The 16,298-nt window shown below is 67.4% G+C and carries 18 protein-coding genes; all 18 read left to right on the top strand.

Annotated elements, in window-relative coordinates; translation table 11 throughout:
• Positions 1 to 32: 32 nt before the first annotated feature.
• The 18 genes from GGR45_RS00410 (at position 33) to fliS (ending at position 16,289) form a co-directional block, all read left to right on the top strand.
• The gene (locus GGR45_RS00410; protein ID WP_175313276.1) at positions 33 to 1,316 is read left to right on the top strand and encodes a sigma-54 interaction domain-containing protein; all 1,284 of its coding nucleotides are present in this window, start codon (positions 33 to 35) and stop codon (positions 1,314 to 1,316) included.
• The gene (gene fliE, locus GGR45_RS00405; RefSeq protein WP_007406156.1) at positions 1,313 to 1,687 is read left to right on the top strand and encodes a flagellar hook-basal body complex protein FliE; all 375 of its coding nucleotides are present in this window, start codon (positions 1,313 to 1,315) and stop codon (positions 1,685 to 1,687) included. Before GGR45_RS00410 ends, fliE begins: the two co-directional genes overlap by 4 nt.
• A gap of 1 nt (position 1,688) precedes the next feature.
• Positions 1,689 to 3,437, top strand: coding sequence for a flagellar basal-body MS-ring/collar protein FliF (gene fliF / locus GGR45_RS00400; protein WP_175313274.1), 1,749 nt, complete (start codon positions 1,689 to 1,691; stop codon positions 3,435 to 3,437).
• Positions 3,437 to 4,450, top strand: a complete 1,014-nt coding sequence (gene fliG, locus GGR45_RS00395; protein WP_175313272.1) for a flagellar motor switch protein FliG — start codon at positions 3,437 to 3,439, stop codon at positions 4,448 to 4,450. Before fliF ends, fliG begins: the two co-directional genes overlap by 1 nt.
• Positions 4,443 to 5,240: a FliH/SctL family protein gene (locus GGR45_RS00390; RefSeq protein ID WP_175313270.1), complete on the top strand. Its 798-nt coding sequence runs from the start codon at positions 4,443 to 4,445 to the stop codon at positions 5,238 to 5,240. The genes fliG and GGR45_RS00390 overlap by 8 nt, the downstream gene beginning before the upstream one ends.
• Complete coding sequence (locus tag GGR45_RS00385) at positions 5,234 to 6,571, top strand: FliI/YscN family ATPase (protein WP_175313268.1); 1,338 nt, start codon at positions 5,234 to 5,236, stop codon at positions 6,569 to 6,571. Before GGR45_RS00390 ends, GGR45_RS00385 begins: the two co-directional genes overlap by 7 nt.
• A gap of 25 nt (positions 6,572 to 6,596) precedes the next feature.
• The gene (locus GGR45_RS00380) at positions 6,597 to 7,037 is read left to right on the top strand and encodes a hypothetical protein (protein ID WP_246357970.1); all 441 of its coding nucleotides are present in this window, start codon (positions 6,597 to 6,599) and stop codon (positions 7,035 to 7,037) included.
• Positions 7,038 to 7,047: 10 nt separating this feature from the next.
• The gene (locus GGR45_RS00375) at positions 7,048 to 8,670 is read left to right on the top strand and encodes a flagellar hook-length control protein FliK (protein WP_175313266.1); all 1,623 of its coding nucleotides are present in this window, start codon (positions 7,048 to 7,050) and stop codon (positions 8,668 to 8,670) included.
• A gap of 10 nt (positions 8,671 to 8,680) precedes the next feature.
• On the top strand, positions 8,681 to 9,382 hold the full coding sequence (locus GGR45_RS00370; protein ID WP_175313264.1) for a flagellar basal body-associated FliL family protein: 702 nt from the start codon (positions 8,681 to 8,683) through the stop codon (positions 9,380 to 9,382).
• Positions 9,383 to 9,385: 3 nt separating this feature from the next.
• Complete coding sequence (locus tag GGR45_RS00365) at positions 9,386 to 10,363, top strand: flagellar motor switch protein FliM (protein ID WP_175313262.1); 978 nt, start codon at positions 9,386 to 9,388, stop codon at positions 10,361 to 10,363.
• Positions 10,360 to 10,650: a flagellar motor switch protein FliN gene (gene fliN, locus GGR45_RS00360; RefSeq protein WP_042487397.1), complete on the top strand. Its 291-nt coding sequence runs from the start codon at positions 10,360 to 10,362 to the stop codon at positions 10,648 to 10,650. Before GGR45_RS00365 ends, fliN begins: the two co-directional genes overlap by 4 nt.
• Before the next feature lie 7 nt (positions 10,651 to 10,657).
• Positions 10,658 to 11,014 carry a flagellar biosynthetic protein FliO gene (locus GGR45_RS00355; RefSeq protein WP_175313259.1) on the top strand — a complete coding sequence of 119 codons (357 nt, stop codon included), beginning with the start codon at positions 10,658 to 10,660 and terminating at the stop codon, positions 11,012 to 11,014.
• Complete coding sequence (fliP, locus tag GGR45_RS00350; RefSeq protein ID WP_175313257.1) at positions 11,011 to 11,904, top strand: flagellar type III secretion system pore protein FliP; 894 nt, start codon at positions 11,011 to 11,013, stop codon at positions 11,902 to 11,904. Before GGR45_RS00355 ends, fliP begins: the two co-directional genes overlap by 4 nt.
• Positions 11,905 to 12,079: 175 nt before the next feature.
• On the top strand, positions 12,080 to 12,349 hold the full coding sequence (gene fliQ, locus GGR45_RS00345) for a flagellar biosynthesis protein FliQ (protein WP_175313256.1): 270 nt from the start codon (positions 12,080 to 12,082) through the stop codon (positions 12,347 to 12,349).
• 18 nt (positions 12,350 to 12,367) lie between these two features.
• Positions 12,368 to 13,141 carry a flagellar biosynthetic protein FliR gene (fliR, locus tag GGR45_RS00340; protein ID WP_175313255.1) on the top strand — a complete coding sequence of 258 codons (774 nt, stop codon included), beginning with the start codon at positions 12,368 to 12,370 and terminating at the stop codon, positions 13,139 to 13,141.
• Positions 13,141 to 14,268 (top strand): EscU/YscU/HrcU family type III secretion system export apparatus switch protein, encoded by a 1,128-nt coding sequence (locus GGR45_RS00335; protein ID WP_175313254.1) that lies wholly within the window; start codon positions 13,141 to 13,143, stop codon positions 14,266 to 14,268. The genes fliR and GGR45_RS00335 overlap by 1 nt, the downstream gene beginning before the upstream one ends.
• A gap of 103 nt (positions 14,269 to 14,371) precedes the next feature.
• A complete protein-coding gene (gene fliD / locus GGR45_RS00330; protein ID WP_175313253.1) occupies positions 14,372 to 15,868 on the top strand; it encodes a flagellar filament capping protein FliD in 1,497 nt (498 codons plus the stop codon).
• Between the two features lies 1 nt (position 15,869).
• Positions 15,870 to 16,289: a flagellar export chaperone FliS gene (gene fliS, locus GGR45_RS00325; RefSeq protein ID WP_175313252.1), complete on the top strand. Its 420-nt coding sequence runs from the start codon at positions 15,870 to 15,872 to the stop codon at positions 16,287 to 16,289.
• The last annotated feature ends 9 nt before the right edge of the window (positions 16,290 to 16,298 follow it).

Raw genomic sequence — 16,298 nt, 5'->3', positions numbered from 1 at the left:
CATTGCGGAGTCACGAAAGGACTCCACGCCAGATGTCGTCGATTCACCCCTCCGCTGCGCTCGTTAAGCAGAAATACGCGCTGATTTCCGGGTTGCGGGCCCAGGGCATGGCCCTTGCCGAGCCTGGCGCCGCACCGCAGGCCGGGGACCTGTTCCTCATGGCCGAGGGCGACGTGATCGAGCATCCGGCGCGCACCGTCGTCGTCACCGACGGCCCGGTCCCCGCCATCATCCCCGCGATGGGCAACCGCCCCGCGAGCGTGACCTATTCCGCCGCCGAATCCGGCGTCGGCAACAGTTTCGTCCGCGCCCTGCTTGCCGGGTCCGCCATGCCGACCGCCGCCGACCCGGAGAGCCTGGCGCTCTTCACGCTGGCCGAGCGGGTCGCCCAGTCGGACATCACCGTGCTCATCAATGGGCCGACCGGCACCGGCAAGGAAGTGGTGGCGCGCGCCATCCATGCGCGCTCCGCCCGCGCCGCCAAGCCGTTCGTGGCGATCAACTGTGCCGCCTTGCCGGAATCGATGCTGGAGGCGCTGCTCTTCGGTCACCAGAAGGGCGCCTTCACCGGCGCGGCGCAGGCAGGCGAAGGTTTCTTCCGCGCGGCCGATGGTGGCACGCTGCTCCTCGACGAGATCGCCGAGATGCCGCTCCAGCTTCAGGCCAAGCTGCTCCGCGTGCTCCAGGAGCGCGAGGTGATCCCGCTTGGCGCCTCGATGCCGCAGTCGGTCGACGTCCGCGTCATCGCCTGCGCCAATCGCGACCTGCAGGCCGAAGTGGCGGCGGGCCGGTTCCGCGCCGACTTGTACTACCGCCTGTCGGTCTTCCCGCTGACCACCAAGGCGCTGGCCGAGCGTCGCATGGACATTCCCGCGCTCGCCGCGACGATGATCCTGCGTCACGCCGCGGGCCGCACCACCATTCCGTGGCCGAGCGCGGCGACGATCGACAAGCTGGCCCAGCACAACTGGCCCGGCAATGTCCGCGAGCTGGAAAACGTCATCCAGCGCGCGCTGCTCTTCGCCAGCGGCGCGACGATCGAGCCCGAGCATATCGTGTTCGACCGGCCGATGATCGCCAACGACCTGGATGACGAGCCGCTGACCGTGACGACCGCGGAAGCGACTCTGGGCAAGGTCGTGCAGATGAGCGAGTTCGCCGCGATCCGTGAGATGCTGGCCGCGTGCGGCGGCAACCGGGTCGAGACCGCCAAGCGCCTGGGCATTTCGGAGCGCACGCTGCGCTACCGCCTCGCCAAGGCGCGCGAACAGGGTGAGGAAATCATCCGGCCCTCTAGTCGCGCCGTGATGGCATGAGCGTCGGCGGTGTCGGCGGCGCGATGAGCGTCGACCGGGTGATGGCGCTGCGCGCCCAGATCCTGGAACGCAATCAGGCGCTCAAGGCGGCAAGCCAGGCCGGTGCCAACCAGGCGGCACAGGCCGCCCAGACTCAGCCGGTCGCTCCGCCGACCAGCTTTGCCGATACGCTGGAGTCCGCGCTGAAGGGCGTGAACGAAGGCCAGCAGCAGGCCGCCCGCCTGTCCGAATCCTACGAACGCGGCGAAACGGTCGACATCGCCAAGGTGATGATGGCCCGCCAGCAGGCGTCGGTCGGGTTCGAGGCGACGCTGCAAGTCCGTAATAAACTCTTGTCCGCCTATAAGGACATCATGAGCATGCCGGTGTAAGATGAGCACTGCCCTCACCCCCGCATCGACCAATCCCGCACCGGCCTTGCCGCCCTTGCCGGAAAAGTTCGCCAACCCGCTTCGCCAGATCAAGACGGTGATGGCGCAGCCCGCCGTCCGCCGTTCGGCACCGATGGTGCTGCTGATCGGACTGATCGCGGCCGCCGCATTCGCCTGGATGGCTTTGTCCAGCCCGCCGCAAAAAACGCTGTTCGACAATCTGTCGGACGCGGACAAGCAGGCGGTCACGACCGCGCTGTCGGCCGCGAACATCAAGAGCAGGATCAACGACGGCACCGGCGCGCTGACCGTCAATGAGGAGGATTACTCCAAGGCGCGGATGCTGTTGGCGGGCCAGGGCCTGCCCAAGCAGGCGCCGGGAGGCTACGCCATCCTCGACCAGTTGCCGATGGGCGTCAGCCGCGCGGTCGAGGGCGAACGCCTTCGCCAGGCGCGCGAGAGCGAGCTGGCCCGCTCGATCGAGGAGATCGACGCGGTGGCCGAGGCGCGCGTGCACCTCGCCATGCCGGAGGCGTCGGTCTTCGTGCGCGACCATGCCTCGCCCTCCGCCTCGGTGGTGCTCAAGCTCAATGCCGGACGCTCGCTGTCGGAATCCCAGGTCCAGTCGATCGTCAACCTGGTCGCCTCCTCGGTGCCGGGGATGAAGCCGGAGGACGTGACCATCGTCGACCAGATGGGTGGTCTTTTGTCCAAAAAAGGCGCCGAGGGGGCGAACAGCGACGATCGCCGGATCGAATTCCAGCGTCGGCTGGAGGAGAAATACCGCACCCAGCTGATCCAGCTGCTGACCCCGCTGGTCGGCGCGGGCAATTTCACCGCCGAGGTGCAGACCGAGGTCAATCTGGATGAGACCAGCGCAACCCGCGAAACCTATGACAAGGAGGGTGCGCTCCGGGCCGAAACCGGCAACTGGACCGGCAATCAGAAGGACCCGACCACGCCCGGCGGCATTCCCGGCGCCCTGTCCAACACGCCGCCGCCCGCCAGCACGCTGCAGCAGCCGCAGGCCGCCAACGGTGCCTCGGGCGCCCCGCCCGCCGACGGCAAGCCGGTCGCCGGTGGCCCCGGGGTCAATCCGGAGAAGCAGTCCGACGCCTTCCAGCGCGCTTACGACCTGAACAAGGAAGTTTCGGTCACCCGCGCCGCACCCGGCTCGATCAAGCGGCTCACCGTGGCCGTCCTGCTGCGCGACCCCGCCACCGGCAAGCGCAGCCAGATGGAGATCACCCAGATTTCCGACCTGGTGAAGTCGGCGGTCGGCTTCGATCAGCAGCGCAACGACAATGTCACCGTCATCAGCCGCAAGTTCGCCGACGCCACGACCGAAGAAAAGCGCGCCTGGTATGATAATAGCTGGCTGCCCATCGTCGCCCGCAACGCCACCGCGCTGGTCATCGCGCTCCTCGTCCTGCTGTTGGGCGTGCGTCCGCTGGTCAAGGCGATGACCAAGAGGAAGGATGAGGCCGAGGCCGCCAAGGCGTTGCCCATGGGGGCGGCCGATGGCGCCGGCGACGGCGCAACCGGCGCCAACGCGGTGCAGATCGGCCCCGACGGACAGCCCGTCGCCGGGACGATCGGGGTCCAGCAGCCCGCCGTGACGCTCGACGAAATCGAGGATACCAACAACTTCAACGATCGCATTACCAAGGTGCGCGGTTTCACCCGTGACAACCCGGCGCGTGCCGCGCTCGCTGTTCGCGACATGATCCGTTCGGAGGCGCAGCAGTAATGGCGTCGACCGAAGAGGGGCGCGTCTATTCGGGCGTCGAACGCGCCGCCGTCCTGATGATGCTGGTGGGCGAGGAAGAAGCCGCCGCGATCCTTCAGAAGCTGGAGCCCGACGAGGTCCGCGAACTCGGCAAGGCGATGTATTCGATCGCCGATGTCAGCGAACAGGATGTCGGCTTCGTGCTGGACGATTTCGTCGGCTGTGCCCGCGCCCGTGCCTCGATCGCGTTTCAGCCCAAGCCGACGGTCGAAAATCTGATGAACCGTGCGCTCGGTCCCGAACGTGCCAGCAGCGTGCTGTCGCGTATCGTCCCCGCCGAGGCGCAGTGCGAGATCGAGATGCTCGGCTGGCTCGATCCGATCGACATCGCCAAGATCGTCGAGAAGGAACATCCGCAGATCGGCGCCGTCCTGATCGCCAATTGCGATCCCGCCGTCGCGGGCAAGGTGCTGGAACTGCTGCCCGATGCGATGCAACCCGATATCCTGCACCGCGTCGCCCGGCTGGGTCCGGTGACGCCGCAGGCGATCGACACGCTGAACGGCGTGCTCAAGCGCTGGAGCGAGGGCGGCAGCGGCGGCCAGGGCCTGGCGATGGGCGGTTCGCGCGAAGCGGCCAAGATCCTGTCGAGCGCGCGCAAGGCGACCGAGCAGCGGGTCATGCCCAAGCTGTTCAAGATCGACCGCGACGTCGCCAAGCAGATCGAGGAAGCGTTGTTCATCTTCGAAAATCTGCTCGATATGGACGACAAGAACCTCGGCACGCTCATCCGCAACGTCGACGGCGAAATTCTCACCCGCGCGCTCAAGGGCGCGGACGAGGCCGCGCGCGAACGCTTCCTGGGCTGCATGTCGGCACGTGCGGCGGCCGGTATCCGCGACGAGATCGAATCGCGCGGGCCGATGAAGCTGTCCGAAGTGCTGGAGGCGCAGAAGGCGATGATCACCGTCGCGCGCAACCTGGCCAAGGAAGGCACGATCATGATGGGCGGAGGCGAGGACGATTATGTCTGATTTCGTCGCGGGCTTTTCCGCACGCCAGAATGCCGCCGCTGCCGCGTTGCAACAGGCCTTCGCGCCGCCGGGGGGCTTTGCCCCCTCGGGGATGCCGGGCCTCAATATCGACCTGGATTCGGGGCCGATCTCGTTCCGGCCGCGAGCACCCACCAGCGGCCTGGGGGCGACCGCGGCGGACGACGCCGCGCCCGGCCATCCGCGCCATTTCCATCCCGCCAGCCGCGATCACGACCCGACCCAGGGCTGGGACCCCTTTGCCGCGTGCGAGGGCGTCGCCGAACCGGCGGTGGATCCGATCACCGCGGCCCATGCGTCCGGCCATGCCGAGGGCTATGCCGAAGGGCTGGCCGCCGCCACGCGACAGTTCCAGGCGCAGGCCGAGGCCGAGGCGCGCGACGGCCGGATGATCGACTCGATCGCCGAGGCTTTGTCCGCGCGCGTCGATCGCCAGGCGATGGCCGAACAGCTGCGCCAGACGGTCTTGATGCTCGTCGGCAAGCTGGTGGGCGAAATCGGCGTCGATGCCGACCGGCTGACTGGCCGGATCGAGGCGGCGATCGACCTGTTGTCCGATGCCAAGGAAGCCGCGATGCTGCGCGTCCATCCCGACGATGTCGCGCTGCTGGCCGAGCGCCTGCCGCAGACCGTCTTCCCGGTCGGCGATCCCAATGTGGAGCGCGGTGGCTTCGTCCTCGAAAGCGCTTCGACCATCGTCGAGGACGGCCCGTCGCTATGGCTCGACCAACTGGCCGCCGCGATAGACAAGGTGCCCGTCCCGCAATGCTGAACCGTTTCACGACCGATTATCTGGAGACGCTGGCCCAGGCGGACTTCGCGCCGCGGGCGGCGGTCGCGGGGCGGCTGGCGTCGTATGACGGCCTGTTGATGGAGGCCGTCGGCCTGTCGCTGCCGGTCGGTACCGTCTGCGCGATCGGAGACAAGGGCAGCCACTGCGTCGAGGCCGAGGTGATCGGTTTCCGCAATGGCCGCACGCTGATGATGAACCTGGGCGGCCCTGCCCCCCTGCTCCCGCGCGCGCCGGTGCGCCCGCTCGGTCCTCCGGGCGAGGCGGAAGTGGGGGCGGCGATGCTGGGCCGCGTGGTCGACGGCTCGGGCAAGCCGATCGACGGTCTCGGCCCCATTCGTGGTGCCGACCACTGGCCGCTGGCGGGCAAGATGCAATCGCCGCTCGACCGGGGCCGCGTGCTGGAACCGCTGGATGTCGGCGTGCGCGCGATCAACGGCCTGCTGACCATCGGCCAGGGCCAGCGCGTCGGCATCATGGCGGGCTCGGGCGTCGGCAAGTCGGTGCTGCTGGGCATGATGGTCCGCGCCGCCAAGGCCGATGTGATCGTCATCGGCCTGATCGGCGAGCGCAGCCGCGAAGTCGCGGACTTTCTGGAAACCAAGGTCGCGGGCGAGGCCCGGGCGCGCTCGGTCGTGGTCGCGGTGCCGGCCAACCATTCACCGGTGCTGCGCATTCGCGGGGCTCTGCGCGCCACCGCGATTGCCGAGGCGTTCCGTGCCGAGGGCAAGAAGGTATTGCTCATCATGGATTCGCTGACCCGCGTCGCCCATGCCGGTCGCGAGATCGGACTGGCGCTGGGCGAACCGGCTTCGGCGCGCGGCTATCCGCCTTCGGCCATCGCGATGCTGCCCAATCTGATCGAGCGGGCGGGCGCCGATGCGCACGGGCCGGGCTCGATCACCGCCATTTACACGGTGCTGGCGGACGGCGACGATGGCAACGATCCGGTCGTCGACTCGGCGCGTTCCATCCTGGACGGGCATATCGTGCTCAACCGCCATCTGGCCGAGCGCGGCGTCTATCCCGCGATCGACATCGGTCCCTCGGTCAGCCGCGTGATGACCGATATCGTCGGACGCCCTCATGCTCAGGCGGCGCGGACGCTGCGCCGTCATCTGGCGACCTATGAGGAAAATCGCGATCTCGTTTTGATGGGCGCGTATCGCGCGGGCGCCGATCCCGCGATCGACGCCGCCATCGCCTGCCACCCGGCGGTGATGGAATATATCCGGCAGGACGCCGACGAGGTCGTGCCGCTCGACCATGCGGTCGAGGAACTGGTGGGCATTTTCGGTCAGCCGCTCGGCTGATCCGTTTCCAAGGGGGGAAACAGACATGGCATCCCGGCAACAGACGATGCTGACCCGGCTCCACCGGGTCCGCACGTTGCAACTCAACCTGACCATGGCCGACGAGGCGCGCGCGCAGGAGCGGGTCGCCTCCGAGCATCAGCTGTCGCACCGCATCGGCCAGCTGATCGAGGCGGTGACGCCCACACCGGCGGCAACGGCGTCGGCCGCCTCGCTGATGGCGAATGCGCATTTCCGTCACCGGCTGCTCGAATCGGCCGATGCCGCGGCCGCGCGCATCCGCGCCGCCGAACAGCGCGCCGCCCATGCAGGCGAACAGACCAAGGCCGCCAAGCGCGACCAGACCGCCGTCGAGAAGCTGATGGACCGCGCGCGCATGGCCGCGATCCGCGCCGAGATGCGCGCGCTGGAGGATATGCCGGCCGCTGGCGGCGCGTCGCGTCGGAATCGGCACGATCCTTGCTGACAGACTTGTCATGATGTCCCCTCTCTCCTCGATCACGCCTTCCGGCACCGCCGCCGCCCGCTTGCAGGCAGGGGCGGGCACGGGGGATCCGATGGCCTCGGCCTTCGCGATGCTCTTCGCGCTGATGCCGGGCATGGGCGATGCGACCGCCGGGGCGGATAACGGCGATGGCCAGCCCAAGGCGGAAGACGGCATGGCCCAAGACGGCGGCACGTCGGAAAAGGACGGCAAGGACTTGCCGAGCGATGCCGCCACCTTGCCGGTGATGCCGGTGGCGGTTCCGACCCTGCCGCTTCCGGCACCCGAGCCCGCTGCACCCCCCGCCGCGACGACCGGCCCCTCGGCCGCGCCGATCACCACATTCCTGGCGACGACGCCGACCCTGCCGGACGTCGGGGCCTCCCCGGCACCTGCGCCCGTTGCCATGGCGGCCGACCCGAAACAGCCACCTGTCTCGCCGGCCATGCCCGTCGCTTTCGATCCCCTAAAGGGGACGATGCCGGTTCCGCCCGCCATGACGGCTCCCATGACGGGCGACGCCGACCCAGCGATGCCGGTCACGATACGGCCGGACGCGTCGACCGCCATGGCCGCCCCCGCGGCGCGTGGCACCGGACCTGCAATTCCCATCGAGATGCGCGGCGCTACGCTGACCACGATAAGCGCCCCGGCGACCCAAGGCGCCGGCTCTGCGCATCCCATCGAGATGCGCGCCGACGCGCCGATCGTCATGGCCCGCGCGGATGCGCCGACCGCCATGACCAACCCGACGGGTCCGGATACAGCCCGAACGATTCCGATCACGACACGCGCGGATATGCCGACCATCATGATCGCCCCGGCAGCCCATGACGCAGTTCCGGCCGCCCCCCTTGCGATTCGGGGCGACGTGGCGTCCACCACCCTATCATCCGGTCCCATGGCCGCCATGCCCGCACGGCAGGACATGCCGCTCCGCTTTGCGGTGACGAGCGCGTCCGCGCCGGTCGTCGCGCCGCTGCCCATCGCGGCCCCTGCCCCATTGATGCAACCAGGCCAGACCGCGCCCGCCCTGGAGCTTTTCGGGCTTGCGCGGCGCGCCGAGCAGGGCGGCTCCAACCCGCTCACCGATCGCCGCAAGGACGAGGCCGCGCTGTCGGTCGACGCCGCGACGCTGACGCGCGCCGATTCGCTGACCGCCGCACCGATCCTCGCGACGACGGGCGCCGAACATGCGCCGCTCGACATGACGCAAGCACATTGGCCGCAAGCCATGATCGACCGGATCGACCGGATGCGCGAAGACGCAGCCACCGCCGATACCCGTATCCAGCTGTCGCCCGACGCGCTGGGCGGCATCGCGGTGAACCTGCGCCATGAGGGCGGCGCGACGCATATCCACTTCACCGCCGACCAGGCGCAAACCGCCACCCTGCTCGCCGATGCCCAGCCGACGCTGGCGCGGCTGGCCGAGGAAAAGGGAATGCGGCTTGGCCAGACGGCGGTCGATCTGGGCCAGTCGGGCGCAGGCGGCGAGCGACAGGCGCCGCCACGCCGCCCCGACCCCGTGCAACCCACCCGCCCGGCCTTCGCGGCCGCCTCCCCTTCGAGCGACGCCGGAGACACGGTCGCCGCCTCCACCCGAATCGCCTGAGGAATGAGCCATGAGTGACACCAAGGAAACCGAAGAAAAGGCGCCCAAGAAGAAGGGCAAGCTGGGCAAGATCATCGTGATGGTGGTCGGCGTGCTCGTCCTCTTGGGCGGGGGCGTGGGCGCCGGGCTCTACGCCGCCAATTCCGGCCTGATCGGCGGCGGCGGCCATGCCAAGGAAGACAATGGCGAGGCCGAAGCCGAGGCCAAGCATCCCGGCCCCAAGCTGGTCCCCAAGTCCGAGCAGAAGCGTGCGGGCGCCGAGGGCGCGGAAGGCGGCGAAGGCGGTCATGGCGGCGGCGGCGAAGGTGGTGGCGAGGGCGGTCACGGCGAAGGCGGCGGCGAGGCCAAGGAGCATACGGGCATGCCGACGCCGGTGGGCGACGGCGGCGAACGCTATGCCTCCAACTATTACGAGCTGCCCAAGGACTTCACCTCGAACATGCGCGACTCGGTGCATATCATCCAGGTGGGGCTGGCCGTCTCGACCCCCTATGACGACACGGTCATCAACAATCTGAAGACCAACGATCTGGCGGTCCGCTCGGCGATCCTGATGACGCTGGGCGATGCCAATGAGGAACAGGTGTTCAGCAGCGAGGGCAAGCGCCAGCTGCAACGCAAGCTGGTCGACGCGATCAACGAGATTCTGCGCCAAAAGGAGGGATTCGGAGGCGTTGCTAACGTCTACTTTACCAATTTCGTTGTTCAGTGAGACATGGTTAACGCCGCCCCCCAGGTTGAACGCCGCGAACGCGATCGTGAACAGACCGCCGATCATGGCGTGCTGGGCACGACCAAGCTCAATCCGTTCGGCGACCTGCACACGATGCAGCATCTGTCCGCGCGTCTCGCGCGGTCGCTGCGGGGGCTGTTCGAATCCCTTCTTCGCGAGGAACTGCGCTGCTGGGCGGAGCCGCTGGTCGTCCAGCGCTTCGCCGATTACCGGGCCGAGCGCAGCGACGGCCTGAGCGCGTGGCTGCCCATGGCGATGAGCTCGGCCAGCGGCAGCACCGCCGATGCCCAGGCGCTGATCGTCATCGACGGCGCGTTCAGCCTGGCGCTGATCGACCTGCTGTTCGGTGGCACGGGCATGGTGCCCGACATCCTGCCGCCCGAATTCTCGCCCGCCGCCGAGGCGATGGTGAGTCAGCTCGGCGTCATGATGGCTGCACCCTTGCGCGGTGCCTGGGAATCGCTCGCCCGTATCGACTTTCGCGCCGGCCGTCCCGAATCCTCACCCGCCATGCTGTCGGGAATCGAGGGCGACGACGCCATGATCGTCACCCGCTTCGGCATCGACGGACGCAACCGCCGCCCGACCATGATCGACATCCTCTACCCCGTCAGCGCGTTGAAGCCGCATGGCTCCGCCCTGACCGGCAAGGTCGTCGACAAGCAGGCCGAGGTCGATCCCGCCTGGCGCGGCGATCTGACCCGCGCGGTGATGACGGTGCGTTTCCCCGTTCGCTCGGTCTTGGCCGAGCCCGTCGTGTCGCTCAGCCGCCTGATGGAGCTGAAGATCGGTGACGTGATCCCGATCAGTTTCGGCCCCGAAGTGCCGGTGATGGTCGGCGGCGACCTGCTCGGCATGGCCACGGTCGGCACCGCCAATGGCCGCGCCGCCGTCCAGCTTACCTCGCTCAACCGGTCCGTCGAAGGACTGGCCCGTGCTTACGAAGGACCCGAAGAATGAACGATATGGCCGGGGGCTTCCCCGTCGACACATCGGTCGCGGCCAATTTCCGGCTGCTCCAGGATGTCGACGTCAAGCTGACCGTGGAGATCGGCTCGACCCAGCTGTCGCTGCGCGAATTGCTGGCGTTGTCCGAATCGAGCGTGATCGAACTGGACCGTCAGGCCAACGAACTGCTCGACGTGCTGGTCAACGGCACGCTGATCGGGCGTGGCGAGGTGGTGACGGTCGGCGATCGGTTCGGCGTGCGCCTGACCGAGCTGGTCAACCCCGACAAGCGCGGCTGATCCGCCGATGCTCTGGTCCTATGTCTTGAAGCTGGTCGTCCTGCTGCCGCTGATCTGCGGCCTGATGATCGGCTGCCTGTATCTCTGGCGGCGCCTGGAAAGCCGGATGCCGGGTCGGCCCGCGACGCGGCTGATCCATGTCCGCGAGACGATGATGATCTCCCCCGGCCTGCGCCTGGCGGTCATCGAGTTCGAGGGGCGCAACCTGCTCGTCTCGGTCGGGCGCGGCGGCGTCCAGCTGGTCGACAAAGTCGAGGGCAACGGGACCACGCCCGCTACGCCGAACCCGGCGCCGATGACGCCGACCGCCCCGCGCCGCACCGATTTTGTCTCGCGCTTCGCGCCCAAGAAGTTCGACCAATGAGCATTTCCGTGACCCGCCGGGGCACCGGCCCCGCGCTGATCCGCGCCCATGGCGGTGACATGCCCACGCGCAGCCTGAAGCCGCTGTGGATCGTGTTGGCGCTGCTGCTGGCGCTGGTCATCGCGATGCCCGCCTTTGCCCAGGCGACCCCGGCTGTCGCCCCCGCCGCCGCACCCGCCGCGGCTCCGGCCCCGGGCGTCGGCGACGCGGTCGACCGGGCACTCGGCCAACTGGGCGGTGGCGGCAACGGGAATTCGGGCTCGCTGAGCCTGTCGCTCCAGGTCCTCATCATCATGGGCCTGCTGACGATCCTGCCGGGCATCATCCTGATGATGACCAGCTTCACCCGGATCGTGATCGTGCTGGCCATCCTGCGCCAGGCGCTGGGCCTGCAACAGACGCCGCCCAACCAGGTGCTGATCGGCCTGTCGGTCTTCCTGTCATTGTTCATCATGGCCCCGACGATCAGTCAGATCAATGCGAACGCCATCGAGCCCTATGCGCAGGGCCGCCTGCCCGGCACCGAGATGATCAAGGCCGCCGGCGCCCCGCTCCACGCCTTCATGGCCAAGCAGACGCGGATCAAGGACGTGACGATGTTCGCCGAGATGGCGAAGTCCGGCCCCTATGCCAGCCCCAGGGACATTCCCTATGCGGTACTGCTTCCCGCCTTCGTCACCTCGGAGCTGAAGACCGCGTTCCAGATCGGCTTCCTGATCTTCCTGCCCTTCATCGTCATCGATCTGGTGGTGGCCACCGTGCTGATGGCGCTGGGCATGATGATGTTGTCGCCGTCGATCATATCGCTGCCGTTCAAGCTGCTGCTGTTCGTCCTGGTCGATGGATGGGCGCTGACCATGGGCAGTCTGGCGAACAGTTTCGCGACATAGCTACTTTTTCCCTCCCCCTCTGAGAGGGGCGAGGGAAGATTAGGACGACTTCAACCGGCGTAAACGGCCGGGAGCCGCAGGTGTTCGTTAACCATTTTCGCGGCATGATCCGTTCAGCCTGAGCGAAGTCGAAGGCCACGGGAAAACCTCACCCATTCGGGACCAAGACCGCATCATGGACGCCCAATATTTCCTGACGCTGGCCAACCAGACCATGTGGGTGCTGGCGCTCGCCGCCGCGCCGATCCTCCTCCCCGTGCTCGTCTCGGGTCTGGTGATCGGCATGATCCAGGCCGCGACCTCGATCAACGAGCAGACCCTGTCCTTCGTCCCCAAGCTGATCGTCGTCGCCGCGTCGATCCTGATCTTCGGAAGCCTCATCATGGGCCTGCTGAGCGACTTCACCGTCAGCATGTTCGAGCGCATCCCGGACTTGGTGAAGTAAGGGTTCGGCTGAAATAACATGCTCGGCTTCGGCCTCTCGATCGAGCCGCAGGCTTGGGCGATCCTGTTCCTGATGATCCGCATCGGGGCCGCCTTCATCACCGCGCCCGTGTTCGGCGCGGTGTCGATCCCCCTGCCCGTGCGGATCAGCCTAGCGGGCGCGATCGCCTTCCTGGTCAACTCGGTTCATCCGGTCGTGCCGCCACCCGTCATCTTCTCGGTACCCACCATCATGTCGGTCGCGGCCGAGGCCATTGTGGGGCTGGCGCTCGGCCTGATCCTGCAGGTCGCCTTCACCGCGCCTTTGGTGGCCAGCGAACTGATCGGCGGATCGATGGGGATCAATTTCGCCTCTACCATCGATCCGCTCAACGGCCGTTCGACCCAGGCGCTGGGCCAGTTCTTCACCGTCATGCTGACCCTGCTGTTCCTGTCGGTCGACGGGCACCTCGTCCTCGTCGAGACGATCGTGAAAAGCTATGAGGCATTGCCGCCCGGGCAGGTCTGGATGGCACCGGCGCAGTTCCGCGCGATCGCGCTGTTCGGCAGCTATGCCTTTCTGGCCGGATTGCTGTTGGCGCTGCCGGTCGGGTTCCTGCTGCTCTGCCTGAACCTGGTGGTCGGCATGATGAGCCGCGCCGCGCCTTCGCTCAATCTCTTTTCGGTGGGTCTGCCCGCCGCGCTCGGGGTCGGCGTCATCGCCATCGCCGTCGCCTTCCCCGCGATGGGGGACTATATGCTCGTCATCATCCGCGAGGCCCTCGCCGCCACGCAGAATCTGGTGATCGGCTGATGTCGGAGGGCGGCGAAAAGACAGAAGCCCCAACCCAAAAGCGCCGCGACAAAGCGCGCGAAGATGGGCAGATCCTGCGCAGTAAGGATCTGGCGGCGGCGCTGGTGATGATGGCGGGTATCGCCTGGCTGATGTTCGCCGGCCCCACGCTGCTGGGCGCATGCAAGGCGGTGATGGCGACAAGCTTTCAGTTCACCCATGCCGATGTCGAGGATTTCGAGCCGTTCCGCCCGCTGATGGAGGCGGGGTGGAAGCTGCTGCCCTCACTCGCCTCGCTGTTCGCGGTCACGATCGTCGCGACCATCGCGTCGCAGGCAGGGCTCGGGTCGCTCCAGTTCAATCCCAAGGCGCTGACCCCCAAGCCGTCCAAGCTCAACCCCGCTTCGGGACTGAAGCGCATCCTGGGTGCGCAGGGGTGGACCGAACTCGGCAAGTCGCTGCTCAAGGTCGTGCTGCTCGGCGCGATCGGCGGCTACATGCTGTGGAAGTCGTCGCGCGCCACCCTGGGGCTGGCGCAGTCCGACCTGAACAGCGCGATCGGATCGCTGGGCGGCACCTTCATCACGATCCTGCTGGTCATGGGCTTCGGCCTGATCCTGATCGCCGGGTTCGACGTCCCGATCCAGATCGTCCAACTCTTCTCCAAGCTCAAGATGACCAAGCAGGAGGTCAAGGACGAGCATAAGGAAAGCGAAGGCAATCCGGAGGCCAAGGCGCATATCCGCGGCAAGCAGCGCGAAATGTCGCGCCGTGCGGTGCGGGCGGCGGTGCAGGAGGCGCATGTCATCCTGACCAACCCGACCCATTTCGCCGTCGCCCTGCGCTACGACCGGGGTCAGGACGAGGTGCCCGTGGTGGTCGCCAAGGGGCGCGGCGCGACCGCGCTTGCCATTCGCGAACTGGCAGCCGAGCTGGACACGCCGGTGCTGGAATATCCGCAGCTCGCCCGCGCGGTCTATTATACCAGCCGCGAGGGCCAGGAAGTGCGCGCCGACCTGTATCAGGCGATCGCCGTCGTCCTCGCCTTCGTCTTTGGCCTCAACGCGGGCGCGGGCGGCACGTCGCAGCCGCCGGTCGACGTGCCGGTCACGGCGCGCTTCGACGAGAACGGCGTGGCCCAACCCTGATGCCCGTCGTGATCGCTCCCCCGCCCCGCCATTCGTCGCATCGCCCTAAAGCCCGGCCGTTCGCGGCCGTTAAGCAGGACAAGCGCGCGCCGGAGTATCGTCGATGACCACCGTTTCTTCGAGTACATCGCCCAACACGGCGACGACCAGCAGCAGCACGTCGACCTCCTCAAGCTCGACGCCCGCGGGCAGCGCGACGCAGAACGCGACCAAAACCGCCGCGCAGGCGCTGTTCAACTCGTTGCAGACGGGATCTGGCATCGATCTGTCGACGGTCGTCCCCTCGCTGATCGAGGCGCAGTTCGCCGCCAAGACCGCCGCCCTGAAGGCGAAGTCCGACACGCTGACCGCGCAGATTTCGGACGTGTCGTCGATCAAGAGCGCGATCACCGATTTCGCCGCGGCGCTTGCCTCGCTGGCGCAAGGCGGGACGCTGGCGACGCAGGCGACCAGTTCCGACCCCTCGACGATGAGCGTCACGACGGCGGCCGGCGCCAAGCTGTCGGGCATGTCCAAGTCGATCACCATCAATGCGCTGGCGAGCGCGCAGGTCTCATCGACCACGACGGCGTTTTCGAAGACCGCATCGCTGGGCACGGGCAGCCTGTCGATCAAGGTCGGATCCAAGGATGCCGTGTCGGTGTCCTTCGGCGCCGACGATTCGACGCCCGACCTGCTCGCCGCGAAGATCAACGCCGCCAATACCGGGATCACCGCCTCGGTCGTCACCGACGCCAGCGGCAATGCCTTTCTGTCCTTCACCGGGGCCAGCGGCAAGGACAACAGCTTCACCATCACCGCCACGGAGGGCGATACGGCAGGGCTCGCCCGGCTTAACGTCGGCAACGGGGCGACCGGTACCACCACCTCATCGACGGCGGCCAATGCCAGCATCACCATGGACGGGGTCACGGTCGAGCGTGCGAGCAACACCGTCAACGACCTGGTACCCGGCGTGACGATGACGCTGTCGGCCGTGTCGACCAAGCCGCTGTCGCTGACCGGCTCCAGCCCCACCGCGGCGCTGAGCAGTGTCGTCTCCAATTTCGTCTTGACCTATAACGACAATATGACCGCGCTGAACAAGGCGATCGATCCGATCAGCGGCGACCTGCGCAGCGACCCGGCGGCGCGCTCGCTGGCCCAGACGATGCGCACGCTGACCACCACCAAGCTGGTGCCCGGCGACGATACCGATCTGGGGCCGAAGACGCTGGCCGATCTGGGTGTGAAGACCGAGAAGGACGGCACGCTCAGCATCGACCAGACGCGGCTGGCCAAGGCACTGTCGAGCTATCCCAGTTCGGTCGAGAAGATGTTTCAGGCCAGTGGCGACAATCTTATCGGGCTGTCGGCGCGGATGAACAGCGTCCAGCTGTCGGCGACCAGCAGCGTTTACGGCCTGACCGCCTCCTACAACAATCTGACGCAGGCGCAGAAGGATCTGGCGGATCAGCAAAGCAGCCTGTCGGACAATCGCGAACGGGCCAGCGACGCGCTGACCGCGCGCTTCTCGGCCATGAACAGCCGCGTCACAGCTTACAAATCGGTGCAGAGCTTCATGGATCAGCAGGTCAAGATGTGGACGAAGAGCAACTGATATGACCTATGCCTCGGCCCTTCTTACCGATCCCGCCGCCGTCTATCGCCAGATCGACGTAGTCGGCCGCACCGCCATGGCCGACGGCCCCGCGCTGGTGCAGCTGCTGTATGAGGAACTGATTTCCGCGCTCCGCTCCGCCGCCTGGGCAACCGACCATGGCCAGCTCGCGCGCAAGAGCGAGCGGGTGACGCGCGCCACCGCGATCCTGTTCGCGCTGGAGGCGGGGCTCGATTTCGAGCATGGCGGCGAGATGTCGATCACCTTCGCCAAGCTCTATGGCGGCGCACGCAAGCAGATCGTCGACGCCTCGCTGGGCCAGGACGCGCAGATATTCCGCAACGTCGCGGCCAGCATCGCCGACATCGCCGAAGCCTGGGAAACGGTGCGGAAGATGAACGATTCGAAGAAGGGCAACTGAACCCGCACG

Origin of the sequence: Sphingomonas zeae (assembly GCF_014197135.1) — a bacterium.
GTDB classification, from domain to species: Bacteria; Pseudomonadota; Alphaproteobacteria; order Sphingomonadales; family Sphingomonadaceae; genus Sphingomonas; species Sphingomonas zeae.
The sequence above is the reverse complement of the archived record's forward strand: the minus strand, read 5'-3'. Positions and strand labels throughout refer to the sequence as shown.

Bases quoted from the DNA above. Each gene is read 5' to 3' on its own strand.
- fliG (WP_175313272.1), top strand. From the start codon at position 3,437: ATGGCGTCGACCGAAGAGGGGCGCGTCTATTCGGGCGTCGAACGCGCC.
- fliS (WP_175313252.1), top strand. From the start codon at position 15,870: ATGACCTATGCCTCGGCCCTTCTTACCGATCCCGCCGCCGTCTATCGC.
- fliQ (WP_175313256.1), top strand. From the start codon at position 12,080: ATGGACGCCCAATATTTCCTGACGCTGGCCAACCAGACCATGTGGGTG.
- GGR45_RS00370 (WP_175313264.1), top strand. From the start codon at position 8,681: ATGAGTGACACCAAGGAAACCGAAGAAAAGGCGCCCAAGAAGAAGGGC.
- GGR45_RS00355 (WP_175313259.1), top strand. From the start codon at position 10,658: ATGCTCTGGTCCTATGTCTTGAAGCTGGTCGTCCTGCTGCCGCTGATC.
- fliN (WP_042487397.1), top strand. From the start codon at position 10,360: ATGAACGATATGGCCGGGGGCTTCCCCGTCGACACATCGGTCGCGGCC.
- fliR (WP_175313255.1), top strand. From the start codon at position 12,368: ATGCTCGGCTTCGGCCTCTCGATCGAGCCGCAGGCTTGGGCGATCCTG.
- GGR45_RS00410 (WP_175313276.1), top strand. From the start codon at position 33: ATGTCGTCGATTCACCCCTCCGCTGCGCTCGTTAAGCAGAAATACGCG.
- fliD (WP_175313253.1), top strand. From the start codon at position 14,372: ATGACCACCGTTTCTTCGAGTACATCGCCCAACACGGCGACGACCAGC.
- GGR45_RS00380 (WP_246357970.1), top strand. From the start codon at position 6,597: ATGGCATCCCGGCAACAGACGATGCTGACCCGGCTCCACCGGGTCCGC.
- GGR45_RS00365 (WP_175313262.1), top strand. From the start codon at position 9,386: ATGGTTAACGCCGCCCCCCAGGTTGAACGCCGCGAACGCGATCGTGAA.
- fliE (WP_007406156.1), top strand. From the start codon at position 1,313: ATGAGCGTCGGCGGTGTCGGCGGCGCGATGAGCGTCGACCGGGTGATG.
- GGR45_RS00335 (WP_175313254.1), top strand. From the start codon at position 13,141: ATGTCGGAGGGCGGCGAAAAGACAGAAGCCCCAACCCAAAAGCGCCGC.
- GGR45_RS00385 (WP_175313268.1), top strand. From the start codon at position 5,234: ATGCTGAACCGTTTCACGACCGATTATCTGGAGACGCTGGCCCAGGCG.
- GGR45_RS00375 (WP_175313266.1), top strand. From the start codon at position 7,048: ATGATGTCCCCTCTCTCCTCGATCACGCCTTCCGGCACCGCCGCCGCC.
- fliP (WP_175313257.1), top strand. From the start codon at position 11,011: ATGAGCATTTCCGTGACCCGCCGGGGCACCGGCCCCGCGCTGATCCGC.
- fliF (WP_175313274.1), top strand. From the start codon at position 1,689: ATGAGCACTGCCCTCACCCCCGCATCGACCAATCCCGCACCGGCCTTG.
- GGR45_RS00390 (WP_175313270.1), top strand. From the start codon at position 4,443: ATGTCTGATTTCGTCGCGGGCTTTTCCGCACGCCAGAATGCCGCCGCT.